This is a genomic window from Acinetobacter sp. GSS19 (assembly GCF_028621895.1).
Taxonomy (GTDB): domain Bacteria; phylum Pseudomonadota; class Gammaproteobacteria; order Pseudomonadales; family Moraxellaceae; genus Acinetobacter.
In genome coordinates this window covers 2,445,058-2,463,940 of the sequence record NZ_CP117520.1, presented here as the reverse complement: position 1 = coordinate 2,463,940, position 18,883 = coordinate 2,445,058, and the positions used below count along the sequence as shown (strand labels likewise).

Genomic DNA, 18,883 nt, shown 5'->3' with positions numbered 1-18,883 from the left:
GATGGTTGTTATTCGCTTATCCTGAACCGATTGTATCGAACTGAATATTTTTGACCAAGACAAAATAGGTATCGCTGTACCGGTCGACCGTAAACCTCGTGGATTGAGGATTCGTCTTTCATCTCAATAGCACTACACGAAACCTCCCCTAGCAGTTGAGTTACAGCATAAAGCGGGTAATTTCAAATTCTAGAGCCCATAAAAAAGCACCCAACAATCACTTGTGGGTGCTTTTTTGAAAGCTGACGGACGAGAGATTAGATCTCGCGTACCGCACCTTTTGCTGCACTGGTGGTATGCATCGCATACGCTTTCAGGGCTTTGGAAATTTTACGCTTACGCTCTTCCACTGGATGCCAGCCTTTATGGTCTTGCGCTTCACGACGCGCAGCCATAGTGGCATCATCCACGTTCAGGTGAATGGTACGGTTTGGAATGTCGATTTCAATGATATCACCATCTTCTACCAGACCAATTGCACCACCTTCAGCAGCTTCTGGAGAAACGTGGCCAATCGAAAGACCTGAAGAACCACCAGAGAAACGGCCATCCGTCAACAAGGCACACTCTTTACCCAAACCTTTCGATTTCAGATAGCTGGTTGGATACAGCATTTCCTGCATGCCTGGACCACCACGTGGACCTTCATAGCGAATCACAACAACGTCACCAGCTTTCACTTCATGACCGAGAATCGCGTCAACAGCAGAATCCTGACTTTCAAATACGCGAGCCGTACCGGTGAATTTCAGAATTGAGTCATCCACCCCAGCGGTTTTCACGATACAGCCATCAAGTGCGATGTTGCCGTACAGCACTGCCAAACCACCATCTTTAGAGAAAGCATGTTCCGCGTTACGGATTACACCATTTTCACGGTCACCATCTAAACGTGAATAGTAACGGTCTTGTGAGAATGCAGTTTGTGTTGGTACACCGCCCGGTGCTGAACGGTAGAACTGATAGACTTGCTCATCTTCAGTGCGGATGATGTCCCATTTGTCCAAGGCATCTTTCAAGGTTTTTTCATGCACGGTGCTAACCGAAGTTTGCAACAAACCGGCACGATCCAGTTCGCCTAGAATCGACATGATACCGCCTGCACGGTGCACATCTTCCATATGCACATCTTGTTTAGCCGGAGCCACTTTACACAACACTGGAACCTTACGAGATAAATGGTCAATATCCGACATGGTGAAATCCACACCCGCTTCATTCGCTGCCGCCAACAGGTGCAATACCGTGTTGGTTGAACCGCCCATGGCGATGTCCAAAGTCATGGCATTTTCAAACGCCGCTTTGGTCGCGATTGAACGTGGCAGGATGCTGTAATCGTCTTGTTCATAGTGACGTTTCGCCAACTCTACAATCAATTGGCCCGCTCTTTCGAACAGTTTTTTACGGTTAGCATGAGTTGCCACGATTGAACCGTTACCCGGCAAAGATAGACCCAGTGCTTCTGTCAAACAGTTCATCGAGTTCGCGGTGAACATGCCTGAACATGAACCGCAAGTCGGACAAGCTGAACGTTCGTATTCAGCCACTTCTTCATCGGTATAGTTGTCATCAGCCGCGACAATCATCGCATCGATCAAATCGATGGCTTTTTCGTTGCCACGGATTTTGACTTTACCGGCTTCCATTGGGCCGCCAGACACAAACACTACCGGAATGTTCAGACGCATAGACGCCATCAACATTCCCGGGGTGATTTTGTCACAGTTGGAAATACACACCATCGCATCCGCACAGTGCGCATTGACCATGTATTCGACTGAATCGGCAATCAAATCACGCGATGGCAAAGAATACAGCATGCCATCATGTCCCATGGCAATCCCGTCATCCACGGCAATCGTGTTGAATTCTTTCGCGACACCACCGGATGCTTGAATCTGTTCTGCTACCAGCTGGCCTAAATCTTTCAGGTGCACATGACCCGGTACGAACTGGGTAAATGAGTTGACCACCGCAATAATCGGTTTGCCAAAATCTTCATCCTTCATTCCCGTTGCACGCCATAAGCCACGTGCGCCAGCCATATTTCTTCCATGGGTCGATGTTTTTGAACGATAATCAGGCATTGTGTGTTTCCAACAAAGTTTGTGCTCGAAAGGAATCCTATAATCCCTTGCGCTGAAGGACCAGCTCTCTGGTCGGTGATCAGCAAAGATATCCTTTCATCATACTATGAGTTGCCCCTGAACGGATAAATCTAGATACGATCTTTTTCAATCCATCCTGATTTTCCATAGAAATAATCAGATCGCATGCAATCCAACAGGACAATTTTAGGTCTTCATCGGGTTTTGCCTTATACTTTTAGGCAAGTTTATTTTGGATGGCATGCGTGAAAATCATTTTTGCAGGAACTCCTGAATTTGCAGCCGTTGCCTTGGCTGCCCTCCTGAAAACCGAGCATGAGATTGTCGCGGTCTATACCCAACCGGACCGTAAAGCCGGTCGCGGACAAAAGCTCACAGCCTCTGCGGTGAAACAGCTGGCGCTTGAGCATGATTTACCGGTTTATCAGCCGCTACATTTTAAAAGTTCTACAGAAGAAGGTTTGGCAGCACAACAACAACTCAAAGAACTGAATGCCGATGTCATGGTGGTAGCTGCCTATGGTTTAATCCTGCCACAAGTCGTGTTGGATACACCAAAATATGGCTGCCTGAATATTCATGGTTCATTACTGCCACGCTGGCGTGGTGCCGCACCTATTCAACGTGCCATTGCCACCGGAGATCAGGAAACCGGTGTCACCATCATGAAAATGGCCGCGGGTTTGGATACCGGCGACATGATGTATAAAACCTATTGTCCAATTACCGCCGATGATACTTCGGCCACCCTGCATGACAAACTGGCTGTACAAGGTGCTGAAGCCATTGTGGCGGTGCTCGAATCCGAAGAAAAACTACAACACTATCTGGATAAACGTGAAGTACAGGACGAAGCTCTCACCGTTTATGCCCATAAGTTGTCTAAAGCGGAAGCCCGTATTGACTGGACCCAAGATGCTATCAGTATCGACCGCAATATCCGTGCCTTTAACCCGTGGCCGGTGGCGTTTATTCCCCTTGATGAAAATAACAATTTGCGCATTTGGGGTTCGCTATTATCTGAACAGCCGGTCAATGAGGCTGTTCCCGGAACCATTTTGGCCATCGATAAACACGGCGTCCATGTCACCTGTGGCAATCAGCAAGCCGTGTGCTTGACCAGTCTACAATGGCCGGGCGGCAAAGCCCTCAATGCGGTACAAATCGCACAAACCCAGAAACTTCAGGTAGGACAAATACTCGCATGAATCAGCCTGAATCCTCATCACATCTCAATTTACGTGGACAAGTGATTCGTACCTTGCTCGCCGTCCAGCAAGGCCAGTCACTATCCAGCATTCTTCCACTGCACTTAGCTAAAGTGAACGAACGTGATCGTGCCCTGTTCCATGAGTTAGTGCTGGGCAGCCTGCGTCAGTGGTTCGCGCTGAAAAGCATTACCCTACCATTACTAGTCAAGCCGCTAAATAATGAAACCGTCGAAACCTGCCTCTATGTGGGTTTGTATCAGTTGCTTTGCACCCGCATTGCCCCGCACGCTGCGATTTCCGAAACTGTCGATGCCACTAAACAGTTAGGTTTTCAGGCCCTCGGTGGTGTTGTGAATGCCATTCTGCGTCGTGTTTCACGTGAAACATCTGATTTCCAGAATGCCTTACAGCAAGCCCATGGTCTGCCAAGCTGGCTGTATAAACGTCTAAAAAAGGACTGGCCTGAACAGATTGCTCACCTGTGTCAGGAGTTAAAACAGGTTGCACCACTCACGCTACGTATTAACCAGCGCCAGATTGGTCGGGATGCCTACCTGAATAAACTACAAGGCCTAGACATTCAGGCACGCGCTTGCACCTATTCACCGGTCGGAATTGTACTGGAGCAATCGGTACAAATCAGTGAACTTCCCGGCTATGAACAAGGCTGGTTTTCGGTACAGGATGAACATGCACAGCTCTGTGCGCAAATCCTGCCGGATTTAACCGGTAAAACCGTGGTCGATGCCTGTGCGGCACCAGGTGGGAAAACTGCCCATCTACTGGAAAAATACAATCTAGCGCAACTCACGGCGCTTGATCAGGATGCCAAACGTTTACTGCGAGTTTCCGAAAATCTGGAACGCTTACAGTTAACGACAGGTACAGAGGTCGAAATTGTGGCTGCAGATGCAACCGAATGGACTGCGCCAGCAGCGCTAGACTGTATTGTGCTGGATGCACCCTGCTCTGCCATTGGCGTCCTGCGTCGCCATCCAGATATCCGCCTGTTACGCCAGTCCAGCGACATCGCACAAACCATCGAACTGCAACAGCAGATTTTGCGACACATGTGGCAACAGCTGAAAGTGGGGGGGTATTTGCTCTATATCACCTGTTCGATTTTGAAAGCGGAAAATGAACAGCAAATGCAAAATTTCTTTGCTGAACATCTAGACGCCAAAGAAATTAAAATCGACGCCGCTTGGGGCATTGAACAGACGCATGGCCGACAGTTACTGCCTACAGCCCAAGGTGGTGACGGCTTCTTTTATTGCCTGATCCAGAAAGTGAGCTAATCACCCAACTATAGGCTCTTATCCAAAAACAAAAGTCATGATGTTGATACATCATGACTTTTTTATTTTGCTCAGAATAACGGTATGAAAGTGGACTTATTCATCCTCGACATCGAGAGATTCCGGATGGCGCATCAAATGTAGAATCGCCAGAATCAGTCCACCCCAGAGAAATACAATGGAAATTACCATCATAATGATTGCGGATGTATTCATCTTGTACTTCCTTTAGTCTTTCACTTTGCTCATGGCAATCGCCCCGAGAATACAGAAAATGATACTGCCCCAGCCAAAACAGAGTTGCAGGCTCAAGCTGTAATCTCCATAACCTTGACGTAACAATGCACTTAAGGTGAGTAATAAGGTCGATAACAGCACCACAGGAGTAATCACCGTCAAGGTAAATTCCCAGGTACGACCCAACTGAATGGTGGAAATGCTATTGATGTGAATTTCAAACTGTTGCATCAAGGTTCGTTTAAACCAGGACACCATGACAATCGAGACCAAGGCACCTGACACAATCCCGATGTTATTGATAAAGTGATCAATAATATCCACCAGCTTGATGGCATTCGCGGTAGAGAACAGGAAAATCGAAACTGCACCGGTACTGCCGCCAACAACAGTCACTGCTCGCTTACGGCTCCAGTGAAGCTTGTCCTGCAGGGCTGCAATTGGTACCTGCAAGATACTCACCATCGAGGTGATCCCGGCCACCAGCAATGAAGTAAAGAACAATAAACCGAACAGGTCTGCACCCGGCCCCAAGCTGGAAATCAGTTTCGGGAAAGCAATAAAGGCTAATCCAATTCCACCACTGACCACATCCTTTACCGAGGTTCCGGCAGCGTGTGCCATGAAACCTAATGCTGCAAATACGCCAATCCCTGCCAGAATTTCAAAGGAAGAATTGGCCAAACCGACGATCAGTCCTGAACCGGTCAGGTTGGTTTTCGGCTTGAGATAGGACGCATAGGTCACCATGATGCCGAAACCGACGGAGAGGCTGAAAAAGATATGGCCATACGCCGCCAGCCAGACTTTATAGTCCATCATCGCTGACCAGTTCGGGGTAAAAAAGGCATTTAAACCTTGTGCCGCACCCGGCAAACGCAAAGCCTGAATCACCAGAATACTGAATAAAATGATCAGTAAAGGCATAAAGATTTTGTTGGACAGCTCAACCCCTTTTTTCACTCCCCCATACAGGATCATCAGCACCACTGCCCAGACAGCGACCAAGGGCCAGAACAGGTGACGAATAAAGGTAAAATCAAAACCTGATGCGGATGAAGTTTGCAAGAAGGTATTAAAAAAGAACTTTTCCGGATCACTGCCCCAAGTCTGCCCGACCGAAAAATAGACATAACTGCCTGCCCAGGTCAATACACCCGCGTAGTACAGGGCAATTACCATGCAGACACAAACCTGCCACCACCCCAGTGTTTCTGCAGGTTTATACAGTAAGCGGTAAGCTTTGGGCGGCGCACCATTACTGCGGTGCCCTGTTGCATAATCTAAAAACAACAGCGGCAAACCTGCGGTCAACAAGGCAATCAAATAGGGAATCAGGAAGGCACCGCCGCCATTTTCATAGGCCACATAAGGAAAACGCCAGATGTTTCCCAAACCGACTGCTGAGCCAATTGCCGCGATAATAAAGCCTGATCGTGCGGACCAATTTTCACGATTTTCTGTCATAGAACACCTAAACCTTAGGTCACTTTACCTGCGCAGGATTGTTATTGTTATGCTGCAAGCCAGCAAAGTGCACTTTAAATCAATCTTGAATGTTCGCAGTTAGATCACACCTTTTGGGCGCAGCACTCTAAATAACAAACCAGCAGCCTTGATGAATGCTTGCTTAAAGCCAATCGATCAATTTTGCTTCTTTAATGCGTGCACAATACCCGTTTTTTATAAATTTTTCTGTAATTTCTCCTGTCTTTTTCGACGTTATAGCACTTTATTTTTATCAAATGGTCAATTTGTGATTAGTTTCGATAGCTGACTAAAACTCATTCGACTGTTTAATTAAATTGAATAATCCTCCTTCACCAATTTATCGCGCAAAAAGAGATAAGCCGATAGATCAGATCAACAATCCATCAGCGAGATCTCTCAAGGGTTTTCCAGGTTTTTAATTTAAACTGAACAATCTAAACGGGCAGGTTTTACTTGTATTCCTACAGCTTAGTATTTAATTGCCAAAACCCGCTCCTCTTGCATATCACGAATCACTGACTGGATCCCTTCACGTCCCAAGCCTGAATCTTTTACACCGCCATACGGCATATTATCAACACGGAACGTTGGCACATCATTGATAATTACACCACCGACCTGTAAATGATCCCAGGCATACAGCATTTTTTCCAGACTCTGCGTATAGACACCGGCCTGTAAACCAAAACGGCTGGCATTGATCCGTGCAATGCCCTGCTCAAACTTTTTGTACTTCTCCAGAATCGCAACAGGACCAAACACTTCATTCTGGTACACATCCAAACTTGGATCGACTTTTTCCAACAAGGTCGGATCAAACAGCACACCCTGCAGCTTGCCACCTGCCAAGATTTTTGCACCTTGCTGTTCGGCCTGATCGACCCATTGTTTCAAACGTAATGCTTCCGAGGCCTTAATCATCGGCCCCACCAAGGTTGTGGTTAAGTTTGGATCTGTGGCCTGAATTTTCTTCAGTTTTGCGACCAGTTTCTTTTTCACTTCGCTGTAAATATCGGCATGCACCAAGATGCGCTGTACACTGATACAGACCTGACCCGCATGGCCATAAGCTGCCGCAATCAATCGATCAATCAGCGCATCACTAATTTCCGTATCGGGTTCAATCATCACTGCCGCATTGCCTCCAAGTTCCAGAGTGACCTTTTTACGGCCTGCACGGGCTTTCATATCCCAGCCCACGATATCAGAACCAGTAAAACTCAACAGCTTGAAACGTTCATCTGTCACCAAGACATCAGCATCCTGGCGCTCACAAGGCAAAATCGAAAAAGCGCCTTTTGGAAGATCGGTTTCCGCCAGAATCTGGGCAATTTTAAGCGCTGACAGTGGAGTAAGACTTGCCGGCTTCAGTACAAAAGGACAACCTGCTGCAATTGCCGGTGCAATTTTATGCGCAGTTAAATTCAGCGGGAAATTAAACGGACTAATCAAGGAAACCGCACCGATCGGCACATGCTTGACCATGCCCCGATAAGCAGCTGCGGCGGGTGTCACAGCCAACGGAATCATCCGGCCATCATCAAGTTGAGTCACAGCATCCGCAGCCAGCTGAAATGTATTGATCAGACGTTCAACCTCGGCTGCAGCTGCCAGTCGCGGCTTACCGCCTTCCTGCACCAGAATATCGGTCAGTTCACCTCGCAATTGCTGAAAACGCTGCACACAATGCAACAAGATTTGCTGTTTCTGGAATGGCTTTAAGGCTGCCATAGCCGCTTCTGCCTGAACGGCAGCACTCATCGCTTGCTCTAACACCACCGAGTTGGCCAATGCAACACGTGCAAATGTCTGACCACTAAACTTATCTTCTACTTCTAGCCATTTTCCGGTTTCACAAGCTTTCCCGGCCACATACAAGGGATAATCCAGAACCATTTCGCTGCGACTGCTCATTGCCATTCCTCAACAGATTATTTCTTTCGATGCCTGAAAAATCGACATAATTACTATATGATGCGCTCATTTATATCGATAACGTCAATTTATTTTTCACTATAAGATTCTTTTTGGAGTCATATCAATGCATAAAACATGGACTTTCCTCAGCATCGCAGCCCTCCTTAGTTGCAGTTCTTTAGCTCAAGCCGATCTTGTGGCCGTCAAAGGCAGCGTTGACTACTGGTATACAGAAGGCGATGCCAATATGGCCCCACAAAGCCAAAGTGATCTCTCCTTAGATCAAAAAGGTTCAGCACAAGTGACGCTGGCCATTGAACACCCTGTTCCATTATTACCCAATGTCAAATTGCGTTATAGCAAAATCGATAACCAGACTGAACAGCAGATTGCCAATACACCTGTCTATGACATTCAAATGGAAAATGCTGACTACATTCTTTACTACGAATTACTCGATAATGTCGTGAGCGCAGATCTTGGTATCGCTGCGAAACAAATCAATGCGGATATTACAGTCAATGGCCTTACTCAAAGTAAAATTGATGAAACCTATCCAATGTTATACGGCTCAGTGACCGCTAAACTTCCATTTACCGGCTGGAGTATCAGCAGTGAAACTCTGCTCACGGATTATGACGATACCCGCATCTCAGATACCCAGGCGGAAATTAAATACAACTTTGTCGACAATCTTTTGGTCGATCTAGGTGCTAAAGTGGGCTATCGAGCCCTAAATATTGAAATGGATAAAAACAGCAACAATGAACGTAAGTTTGAATTCAAAGGACCATATATCGGTTTAGATGCCCATTTCTAAATTACTGCTACAGACAAAAAAGCTGAATCAGGATATTCAGCTTTTTTAATGCTTGTTGATGGTGAAAGACCGTTTGCTTGTACGTTACAGCCTACAACAATCGCCGCAATTGTCGAATATCCTACGCCCACAATTCTACTTATGATAGAGACATACAGAGACAGGATGTCTCGTCAAATAATAAAAAATGCAGGAAGCGAATCGTTGACGATAGTGAACGACTTGAACCCCATACAGAAAAGCCCGGTTAGGATGACTGGGCTTTTCTTTTATCATTCATAATCTTTTTCACCTACATATTGCTCCAACATGCTTACTTGACGCACTGAGTTACAGTTCTTACCATCCTTATGCTTCATGCTTTTTAATATTTTTTGCTTCTTTGATTATCTGTGATCCAACTAAAATGAAAAATTTACCTATTTTAATACTCTCTCTTTCTACTCTGCTGATTGCTGGCTGCTCGAGTTTAGGTGGGGGATCAGTTGCACAACGTTCAGCAAAACTCGCCTCTGGGATTGAAAGGGCCTATGCTGTTGAATCTAATACAGCCCGTCGCGTCGCTCCACTGATTGTGCAGCATGCTGATCAATATGAGGTTGATCCATTGCTCATGGCTGCACTGATCCAACAGGAATCGAGCTATCGAAATTATGTCGTGTCATCTGCAGGGGCAGTAGGCTTGACTCAAGTCGTTCCACGCTACTGGCAAGAAAAATGTCCGGGGGATTTATTTGATGAATATACTAATGTGCGCTGTGGCACCTATATTTTAGCCAGTTATAATCAAGCTGCAGGGAGCTGGAAAAAAGCCTTGGCCTATTATAATGTTGGCCCGACTGCATATGAAAATAGTTTCTGGACGCGACATAAGGGAAAAAAATATGCACGTTCCGTGCAAGAGAAACAGAAAATACTCAAACAAGCTTTATAAATGATTGAAAGATAAATCGTGGAACCCCGACCTTAAAAGGGATTCCACGAAAAAATAGCAGACTTATTCTTCAAATAAGCCTTCAAACAACACGGATGACAGATAACGTTCACCACTATCCGGCAAGATCACAACAATCGTTTTACCCGCATTCTCTGGACGTTCAGCAACTTTTGCCGCTGCGGCCAACGCGGCCCCACAAGAAATTCCCACTAGAATGCCTTCTTGTGTCGCACATTTTCTTGCCCATTGAATGGCTTCATCACTGCTCACCGGCAGAACTTCATCCACAATGCTTAAATCCAGGTTTTTAGGAATAAAGTTTGCCCCAATGCCCTGAATTTTATGTGCTGCAGGCGTGATCGATTCACCTGTTCGAGTCTGAGTGATGATTGGAGATTCTGCTGGTTCAACTGCGACAGAATAAATAGGTTGATTCTGGTTCTGCTCAAAATAGCGTGAAATCCCTGTAATCGTTCCGCCTGTACCCACACCCGAAACCAAAATATCGACTTTTCCAGCAGTCGCCTGCCAGATCTCTGGTCCTGTAGTCTCCTGATGAATTTGCGGATTCGCTGGATTTTCAAACTGCTGCGGCAAGAAATACACATCCGGTTGTTCTGTCGCTAACCGCACTGCTTCATCCACAGCCCCTTTCATCCCCTTTGCAGGTTCGGTCAGCACCAGATTAGCCCCTAATGCCTTGAGCACTTTACGACGTTCCAGGCTCATACTGGCCGGCATCGTCAAGGTAATCGGATATCCTTTCGCAGCCGCAACAAAAGCCAAAGCGATCCCTGTATTCCCACTGGTAGGTTCAACAATATGCATACCCGGCTTAAGTACACCCCGCTTTTCCGCATCAGCAACTAACGCTGCACCGACACGGCATTTCACTGAAAAGGCTGGATTACGGCTCTCTACTTTTGCCAAGACAGTTGCCCCACTCTGAATAATACGGTTCAGACGAACCAGTGGGGTATTGCCAATCGCTTCTGCATTATTTGAATAAACGGCAATGCCTAAATTAGGTGGTGTTGGAAATTGTGCATCAGTTGACATGTTATATCCTTATTCGACTTCATATAGAATTATTCTCATTATAAGCAGATTGCAGGGATCTGCTTCACTCAACACGATAAGACTTCATCTGAAAATTTCACAAGTAATCCAGAAATAATGCTTAAGCTAAAAGACCCAATGAATATTGATCATGACCAATTTCAGTTTTATAAACTTTGTAGATATTCAATAACTTCTGTATTACCCGCCATTTTTGCCAGCTCGAGTGCTGTATATTGTCTTTTATAATTTATATCTGCGCCTTTACCAATCAACAGCTTTACCACATCCAGAGAATCATTTTCAGCAGCTGCCTGTAATGCACTATAGCCTTCATCATCTATCTGGTTCGGATCCACCCCTTGAGATAAGAGCTGTGCCACACGTTCAAGATCCCCTAATGATGCCCAATAGACGAGCTCAGGAAGATGGAGTTCTTCATCCTCTTCAGACAGGAGAGAAAAAGAATGAATTTGCATAATGAAATGACCTCATTTTTTAGCTAAAGAACCACTGGAGTTTACCGAAACAATCGCAAAATAAAGTCTTAGAAAATCCATAGTAAAATAATACTGCTCTCCGTAATGCACAATGCGTTAATCACAAAGGACATAAGTTTTTGTTGAGTTTATAAAATTCGCTCAAAAAGCTCTATTCTCGAATCGAGCCAAATATCCTGAGGACTAATAAATCCTAGATGATTATACTTAAATTCAATACCGGTCTGTAAAAAACACTCATATACCAGTTCGGAGCATATATATTCACCATCTACTTTTTTCTTACCTTTATCTAATGCCACCCTCGCTAGAATTCTTGAAATTTCATCACGATCGTATGGCTTCGTCAGCTCATCAATACCAAAACTTGATAATTTCGCGATATTAATAGCTTGATTAACGTTTAAACGTGCCACAATGATTTTGCCTTTATAAGGCCTATTATTTTCATATGTATGTAAATATTTAGATAAGGGAACGATTCTTACCCCCATATCTTCAACGCTTTCAAGGAGTAAAATTCGGTCAATTTCCTCAACTCTAATAATAATCGCTACATGACTCCAGGGACTATGGGTCACCTTTTGAATTGCTTTGGATACCAAGTAATCACCTGAGGCAAAAATCAGATCACCTGATTTCAGAGTCGCACGTATTTCCTCATAAGATACCGACTTTAATCTGTCTATATCCTTCCGACTTATAGCAAAAGCCATCTTCTTATCTCCTTATAATTTTTATGAGCTCCTATTTTACCTTTCTCCTTTTATTTTCATTGTAATGATCTATTAACTTTCCGCTGCAAAGTAAAAACCCCCCTCAGGAAAACCTGAGGGGGGTTTTTAGGAATAATGAGCTGGCGATGACTTACTCTCACATGGGTAACCCCACACTACCATCAGCGCGAAGAGGTTTCACTTCTGAGTTCGGGAAGGGATCAGGTGGTTCACTCTTGCTATTGTCGCCAGCACAACTGTTATGGTTTTCAGTGGTCTTACTTGATGCCACTTAGTTACCAAATCTTGAACAGATTGGGCTGTATTGAATCTTACTTTAAGGTGTTCATTTTAGCTTTAGTTTTAACTAAATCAAGTATTTATGATGAATCTAGCTTGATACAACAACTGTTTGGGTGTTGTATAGTCAAGCCTCACGATCAATTAGTATTGGTCAGCTTCACATATCACTATGCTTCCACATCCAACCTATCAACGTCCTAGTCTTGAACGGATCTTTAGAGGACATAAAGTCCTAGGGAAATCTTATCTTGAGGTAGGCTTCCCGCTTAGATGCTTTCAGCGGTTATCCCTTCCGAACATAGCTACCCGGCGATGCGACTGGCGTCACAACCGGTACACCAGAGGTTCGTCCACTCTGGTCCTCTCGTACTAGGAGCAGATCCTCTCAAATTTCCAGCGCCCACGGTAGATAGGGACCGAACTGTCTCACGACGTTCTAAACCCAGCTCGCGTACCTCTTTAAATGGCGAACAGCCATACCCTTGGGACCTGCTTCAGCCCCAGGATGAGATGAGCCGACATCGAGGTGCCAAACACCGCCGTCGATATGAACTCTTGGGCGGTATCAGCCTGTTATCCCCAGAGTACCTTTTATCCGTTGAGCGATGGCCCTTCCATACAGAACCACCGGATCACTAAGACCTACTTTCGTACCTGCTCGACTTGTGGGTCTCGCAGTTAAGCGCGCTTTTGCCTTTATACTCTACGCGTGATTTCCGACCACGCTGAGCGCACCTTCGTACTCCTCCGTTACTCTTTAGGAGGAGACCGCCCCAGTCAAACTACCCACCAGACATGGTCCTCGACCCAGATTATGGGTCAGAGTTAGAACCTCAACATTACCAGGGTGGTATTTCAAGGACGGCTCCATTGGAACTGGCGTTCCAACTTCAAAGCCTCCCACCTATCCTACACAAGTAAGGTCAAAGTTCAATGTCAAGCTGCAGTAAAGGTTCACGGGGTCTTTCCGTCTAGCCGCGGGTACACTGCATCTTCACAGCGATTTCGATTTCACTGAGCCTCTGCTGGAGACAGCGCCGCCATCATTATGCCATTCGTGCAGGTCGGAACTTACCCGACAAGGAATTTCGCTACCTTAGGACCGTTATAGTTACGGCCGCCGTTTACTGGGGCTTCGATCAAGAGCTTCGCTTACGCTAACCCCATCAATTAACCTTCCAGCACCGGGCAGGCATCACACCCTATACGTCCACTTTCGTGTTTGCAGAGTGCTATGTTTTTAATAAACAGTTGCAGCGGCCTGGTTTCTGTGGCTGCCAGCAGCTCAAGGAGCAAGTCCTATCACCGCCGGCAGCGTACCTTCTCCCGAAGTTACGGTACCATTTTGCCTAGTTCCTTCAGCAGAGTTCTCTCAAGCGCCTTGGTCTACTCGACCTGACCACCTGTGTCGGTTTCGGGTACGATTCCTGTGTAACTGAAGCTTAGAGACTTTTCCTGGAAGCATGGTATCAGCCACTTCACTGTACAAGTACAGCTTGCTATCAGATCTCAGCATAGAGTACCCCGGATTTGCCTAAGATACATGCCTACATCCTTTCACCTGGACAACCAACGCCAGGCTGACTTAACCTTCTCCGTCCTCTCATCGCATTACACAGAAGTATTGGAATATTAACCAATTTCCCATCGACTACGCCTTTCGGCCTCGCCTTAGGGGTCGACTCACCCAGCCCCGATTAACGTTGGACTGGAACCCTTGGTCTTTCGGCGAACGGGTTTTTCACCCGTTTTGTCGTTACTCACGTCAGCATTCGCACTTCTGATACCTCCAGCAGACTTCTCAATCCACCTTCATCGGCTTACAGAACGCTCCCCTACCACGTATACAAAGTATACATCCGCAGCTTCGGCACATAGTTTTAGCCCCGTTACATCTTCCGCGCAGGCCGACTCGACTAGTGAGCTATTACGCTTTCTTTAAAGGGTGGCTGCTTCTAAGCCAACCTCCTAGCTGTCTATGCCTTCCCACATCGTTTCCCACTTAACTATGATTTTGGGGCCTTAGCTGGCGGTCTGGATTGTTTTCCTCTTGACTACGGACGTTAGCACCCGCAGTCTGTCTCCCGGATAGTACTCATAGGTATTCGGAGTTTGCATCGGTTTGGTAAGTCGGGATGACCCCCTAGCCGAAACAGTGCTCTACCCCCTATGGTATTCGTCCGAGGCGCTACCTAAATAGCTTTCGGGGAGAACCAGCTATCACCGAGTTTGATTAGCCTTTCACCCCTATCCACAAGTCATCCCCCGGCTTTTCAACGACGGTGGGTTCGGTCCTCCAGTTAGTGTTACCCAACCTTCAACCTGCTCATGGATAGATCACCCGGTTTCGGGTCTATACCCAGCAACTAGACGCCCTATTAAGACTCGATTTCTCTACGGCTCCCCTATACGGTTAACCTCGCTACTGAATATAAGTCGCTGACCCATTATACAAAAGGTACGCAGTCACACCACGAAGGTGCTCCCACTGCTTGTATGCATGCGGTTTCAGGATCTATTTCACTCCCCTCACAGGGGTTCTTTTCGCCTTTCCCTCACGGTACTGGTTCACTATCGGTCAGTCAGGAGTATTTAGCCTTGGAGGATGGTCCCCCCATATTCAGACAAGGTTTCACGTGCCTCGCCCTACTCGACATCATTATCTAAGCCCTTTCGTGTACAGGACTATCACCCACTATGGTTGCACTTCCCAGAGCATTCCACTAAAACTTAGATAACTTAATGGGCTAGTCCCCGTTCGCTCGCCGCTACTAAGGGAATCTCAATTGATTTCTTTTCCTAAGGGTACTGAGATGTTTCACTTCCCCTCGTTCGCCTTGCATGACTATGTATTCATCATGCAATACCTATCTTATGATAGGTGGGTTCCCCATTCAGATATCTCCGGATCACAGGATATTTGCCGCCTCCCCGAAGCTTTTCGCAGGCTATCACGTCTTTCTTCGCCTCTGACTGCCAAGGCATCCACCACATGCACTTAATTACTTGACTATACAACCCCAAACAGTCGTTAATCCCTACAAGTAGGATCAAGACAGATTAACTAATTACTTAGTCAATCCACAGTTTGTTGCCCGTGCATTTAAGCACTGTACAGCTTCAATCTAAATTCATATACCAAAACGCTTGATTCAGTTAATTTGCTAGTTCTCAATTTCATTCAACATTCACAATTGCTTGCTACTGTCTTCTGAATTGAGTGAACAATTTATTTTAGACTCAATTTTGCCAATCTGTTAATGAATAAACACGCCTTCGTCAGGTCATGCTTAATACCGTGATACTTAAATCACAGAAATTAATAAACATCATCGTATTCATTAAGTTCTGCAATCTTTAGCTTTAGCCTCGTACCGAAATACGTGGTGGAGACTAGGAGAGTCGAACTCCTGACCTCCTGCGTGCAAAGCAGGCGCTCTACCAACTAAGCTAAGTCCCCAGCTATATCATTAGTCAATGTATCGTATGAGTATGTCATGGTGGGTCTGACAAGACTTGAACTTGTGACCCCACGCTTATCAAGCGTGTGCTCTAACCAACTGAGCTACAGACCCTCAGATACATCGTCATGAAGAACAACTTGTTGTGGATTCTTACTAATCGTCAATCTTTCGTTAAGGAGGTGATCCAGCCGCAGGTTCCCCTACGGCTACCTTGTTACGACTTCACCCCAGTCATCGGCCACACCGTGGTAACCGCCCTCTTTGCAGTTAGGCTAGCTACTTCTGGTGCAACAAACTCCCATGGTGTGACGGGCGGTGTGTACAAGGCCCGGGAACGTATTCACCGCGGCATTCTGATCCGCGATTACTAGCGATTCCGACTTCATGGAGTCGAGTTGCAGACTCCAATCCGGACTACGATCGGCTTTTTGAGATTAGCATCACATCGCTGTGTAGCAACCCTTTGTACCGACCATTGTAGCACGTGTGTAGCCCTGGCCGTAAGGGCCATGATGACTTGACGTCGTCCCCGCCTTCCTCCAGTTTGTCACTGGCAGTATCCTTAAAGTTCCCACCCGAAGTGCTGGCAAATAAGGAAAAGGGTTGCGCTCGTTGCGGGACTTAACCCAACATCTCACGACACGAGCTGACGACAGCCATGCAGCACCTGTATGTAAGTTCCCGAAGGCACCAATCCATCTCTGGAAAGTTCTTACTATGTCAAGGCCAGGTAAGGTTCTTCGCGTTGCATCGAATTAAACCACATGCTCCACCGCTTGTGCGGGCCCCGTCAATTCATTTGAGTTTTAGTCTTGCGACCGTACTCCCCAGGCGGTCTACTTATCGCGTTAGCTGCGCCACTAAAGCCTCAAAGGCCCCAACGGCTAGTAGACATCGTTTACGGCATGGACTACCAGGGTATCTAATCCTGTTTGCTCCCCATGCTTTCGTACCTCAGCGTCAGTATTAGGCCAGATGGCTGCCTTCGCCATCGGTATTCCTCCAGATCTCTACGCATTTCACCGCTACACCTGGAATTCTACCATCCTCTCCCATACTCTAGCTTCCCAGTATCGAATGCAATTCCCAAGTTAAGCTCGGGGATTTCACATCCGACTTAAAAAGCCGCCTACGCACGCTTTACGCCCAGTAAATCCGATTAACGCTCGCACCCTCTGTATTACCGCGGCTGCTGGCACAGAGTTAGCCGGTGCTTATTCTGCGAGTAACGTCCACTTATCCCAGGTATTAACTAGGTAAGCCTCCTCCTCGCTTAAAGTGCTTTACAACCAAAAGGCCTTCTTCACACACGCGGCATGGCTGGATCAGGGTTCCCCCCATTGTCCAATATTCCCCACTGCTGCCTCCCGTAGGAGTCTGGGCCGTGTCTCAGTCCCAGTGTGGCGGATCATCCTCTCAGACCCGCTACAGATCGTCGCCTTGGTAGGCCTTTACCCCACCAACTAGCTAATCCGACTTAGGCTCATCTATTAGCGCAAGGTCCGAAGATCCTGCTTTCTCCCGTAGGACGTATGCGGTATTAGCGTTCCTTTCGAAACGTTGTCCCCCACTAATAGGCAGATTCCTAAGCATTACTCACCCGTCCGCCGCTAAGCTAAGGTGCAAGCACCCTCGCTCCGCTCGACTTGCATGTGTTAAGCCTGCCGCCAGCGTTCAATCTGAGCCATGATCAAACTCTTCAGTTTAAAATCATTTGCCACTTTTTCGAAGTGGCCAAATCTGGCTCATTAATCTTACTGACTAAAAATTCGCTCAAATAAACTTCGAGTAATTTCTACCAATTCAATCAATGATAATATATCGATCAATCAACCAGTAAAAATCCACACAAGTTGTTCTTCATAATCTCTTAATGATCTCTTCCCTACCTCGTCAGTAGAAAATAACGAAAAAGATACTTAACAACCTCACCCTTGGTGAAGCTTCGTATCAATCGCGTCGGGATGAGTTCATTATAGGGCAATTTCAAAGGCAAGCAAGTGCTTTTAACACCTTGTTTTGTTGAGTGTTCTAATTTTGCGCACCAATTTGGTGAATTTTTCATTTACTCAAGGTATAAGTTTTTAATTTTAAAGCAGAAATATGAATAAATTATTTCTGCTTTTATCTTGTTTATTTTTGGACAGCTGGAGCTTTAATACGCATCGTTAAAATTTTGACGGGTTGACGAGGTACATTCTGGTGCATGCCATAGTTTTGCGTAGGAACTTTCACAATTTTGTCTACAACATCCATTCCTTTTGTGACTTTCCCAAATACGGCATAACCTGCCTGCATAAATGAAGGGTTAAGACTGTCATTATTTGCAACGTTAATAAAAAACTGGCTGGTGGCAGAATCAGGTTGATTGGTTCGCGCCATTGCTAAAGCTCCTCTGCTGTTGAGCAAACCATTATCTGACTCATTACGGATAGGAGCTTGTGTCTGCTTTTGTGTCATCTTGGTATCAAATCCGCCCCCTTGGATCATAAAGCCCGGAATAACGCGGTGGAAGATGGTGCCATTATAAAATTGACGCTTAATATAGTTTTTAAAATTCTGGCTTGAGATCGGTGCTTTTTCATCAAACAATTCTATTTCAATGGTTCCCAACGTAGTTTTCATTTCAACCAAGGTATTTGCAAAACTCGTCATACTTGCTACAGCCAATCCACTACCTATCAAAAACTGTTTAAACATTTTAAATCTCGATTTTTTTAATTACCCAGCACATTAATGACTGATCAATCACAAGGCAACACTTGCCTACATTTAACTTAATAAATGAGAAATAGCCCAGTTTTCCGGTAAGCCTGAAGAAA

Annotated in this window: 12 protein-coding genes, 2 tRNA genes and 3 rRNA genes; 4 read left to right on the top strand and 13 right to left on the bottom strand. The window is 46.0% G+C overall.

Annotation, left to right across the window (positions count from 1 at the left end):
• Positions 1-257 precede the first annotated feature (257 nt).
• Positions 258-2,087, bottom strand: coding sequence for a dihydroxy-acid dehydratase (ilvD, locus tag PGW99_RS11745; RefSeq protein WP_273777897.1), 1,830 nt, complete (start codon positions 2,085-2,087; stop codon positions 258-260).
• Between the two features lie 266 nt (positions 2,088-2,353).
• Between ilvD and fmt the strand changes: the two genes are divergently transcribed.
• Positions 2,354-3,316: a methionyl-tRNA formyltransferase gene (gene fmt, locus PGW99_RS11740; RefSeq protein ID WP_273777896.1), complete on the top strand. Its 963-nt coding sequence runs from the start codon at positions 2,354-2,356 to the stop codon at positions 3,314-3,316.
• Positions 3,313-4,617 (top strand): 16S rRNA (cytosine(967)-C(5))-methyltransferase RsmB, encoded by a 1,305-nt coding sequence (gene rsmB / locus PGW99_RS11735; protein ID WP_273777895.1) that lies wholly within the window; start codon positions 3,313-3,315, stop codon positions 4,615-4,617. Before fmt ends, rsmB begins: the two co-directional genes overlap by 4 nt.
• Before the next feature lie 96 nt (positions 4,618-4,713).
• Here the strand turns inward: rsmB and PGW99_RS11730 are convergent, their stop codons facing one another.
• From PGW99_RS11730 to PGW99_RS11720, 3 genes are all read right to left on the bottom strand, one after another.
• Positions 4,714-4,833 (bottom strand): methionine/alanine import family NSS transporter small subunit, encoded by a 120-nt coding sequence (locus PGW99_RS11730; RefSeq protein ID WP_273777894.1) that lies wholly within the window; start codon positions 4,831-4,833, stop codon positions 4,714-4,716.
• A gap of 12 nt (positions 4,834-4,845) precedes the next feature.
• Positions 4,846-6,321 carry a sodium-dependent transporter gene (locus PGW99_RS11725; RefSeq protein WP_273777893.1) on the bottom strand — a complete coding sequence of 492 codons (1,476 nt, stop codon included), beginning with the start codon at positions 6,319-6,321 and terminating at the stop codon, positions 4,846-4,848.
• Positions 6,322-6,813: 492 nt separating this feature from the next.
• Positions 6,814-8,259, bottom strand: a complete 1,446-nt coding sequence (locus PGW99_RS11720; protein ID WP_273777892.1) for an aldehyde dehydrogenase family protein — start codon at positions 8,257-8,259, stop codon at positions 6,814-6,816.
• A gap of 127 nt (positions 8,260-8,386) precedes the next feature.
• Here PGW99_RS11720 and PGW99_RS11715 point away from each other — a divergent pair, with 127 nt between their 5' ends.
• Positions 8,387-9,082: a TIGR04219 family outer membrane beta-barrel protein gene (locus PGW99_RS11715; protein ID WP_273777889.1), complete on the top strand. Its 696-nt coding sequence runs from the start codon at positions 8,387-8,389 to the stop codon at positions 9,080-9,082.
• 406 nt (positions 9,083-9,488) lie between these two features.
• On the top strand, positions 9,489-10,016 hold the full coding sequence (locus tag PGW99_RS11710; RefSeq protein ID WP_273777888.1) for a lytic transglycosylase domain-containing protein: 528 nt from the start codon (positions 9,489-9,491) through the stop codon (positions 10,014-10,016).
• A 63-nt stretch (positions 10,017-10,079) separates the two neighbouring features.
• Here the strand turns inward: PGW99_RS11710 and cysK are convergent, their stop codons facing one another.
• From cysK to PGW99_RS11665, 9 genes are all read right to left on the bottom strand, one after another.
• A complete protein-coding gene (cysK, locus tag PGW99_RS11705; RefSeq protein ID WP_273777887.1) occupies positions 10,080-11,078 on the bottom strand; it encodes a cysteine synthase A in 999 nt (332 codons plus the stop codon).
• 167 nt (positions 11,079-11,245) lie between these two features.
• On the bottom strand, positions 11,246-11,557 hold the full coding sequence (locus PGW99_RS11700) for an ankyrin repeat domain-containing protein (protein WP_273777886.1): 312 nt from the start codon (positions 11,555-11,557) through the stop codon (positions 11,246-11,248).
• 149 nt (positions 11,558-11,706) lie between these two features.
• Positions 11,707-12,294 (bottom strand): YiiX/YebB-like N1pC/P60 family cysteine hydrolase, encoded by a 588-nt coding sequence (locus tag PGW99_RS11695; RefSeq protein WP_273777885.1) that lies wholly within the window; start codon positions 12,292-12,294, stop codon positions 11,707-11,709.
• Between the two features lie 138 nt (positions 12,295-12,432).
• Positions 12,433-12,547 (bottom strand): 5S ribosomal RNA (gene rrf / locus PGW99_RS11690).
• 170 nt (positions 12,548-12,717) lie between these two features.
• Positions 12,718-15,609 (bottom strand): 23S ribosomal RNA (locus PGW99_RS11685).
• A gap of 372 nt (positions 15,610-15,981) precedes the next feature.
• Positions 15,982-16,057, bottom strand: a tRNA-Ala gene (locus tag PGW99_RS11680).
• 38 nt (positions 16,058-16,095) lie between these two features.
• Positions 16,096-16,172: transfer RNA gene (locus PGW99_RS11675), tRNA-Ile, on the bottom strand.
• A gap of 61 nt (positions 16,173-16,233) precedes the next feature.
• Positions 16,234-17,767, bottom strand: a 16S ribosomal RNA gene (locus PGW99_RS11670).
• The 16S, 23S and 5S rRNA genes sit together here with 2 tRNA genes alongside, the layout of an rRNA operon.
• Before the next feature lie 427 nt (positions 17,768-18,194).
• Positions 18,195-18,761 carry a peptidylprolyl isomerase gene (locus tag PGW99_RS11665; RefSeq protein ID WP_273777884.1) on the bottom strand — a complete coding sequence of 189 codons (567 nt, stop codon included), beginning with the start codon at positions 18,759-18,761 and terminating at the stop codon, positions 18,195-18,197.
• Between the last annotated feature and the right edge of the window lie 122 nt (positions 18,762-18,883).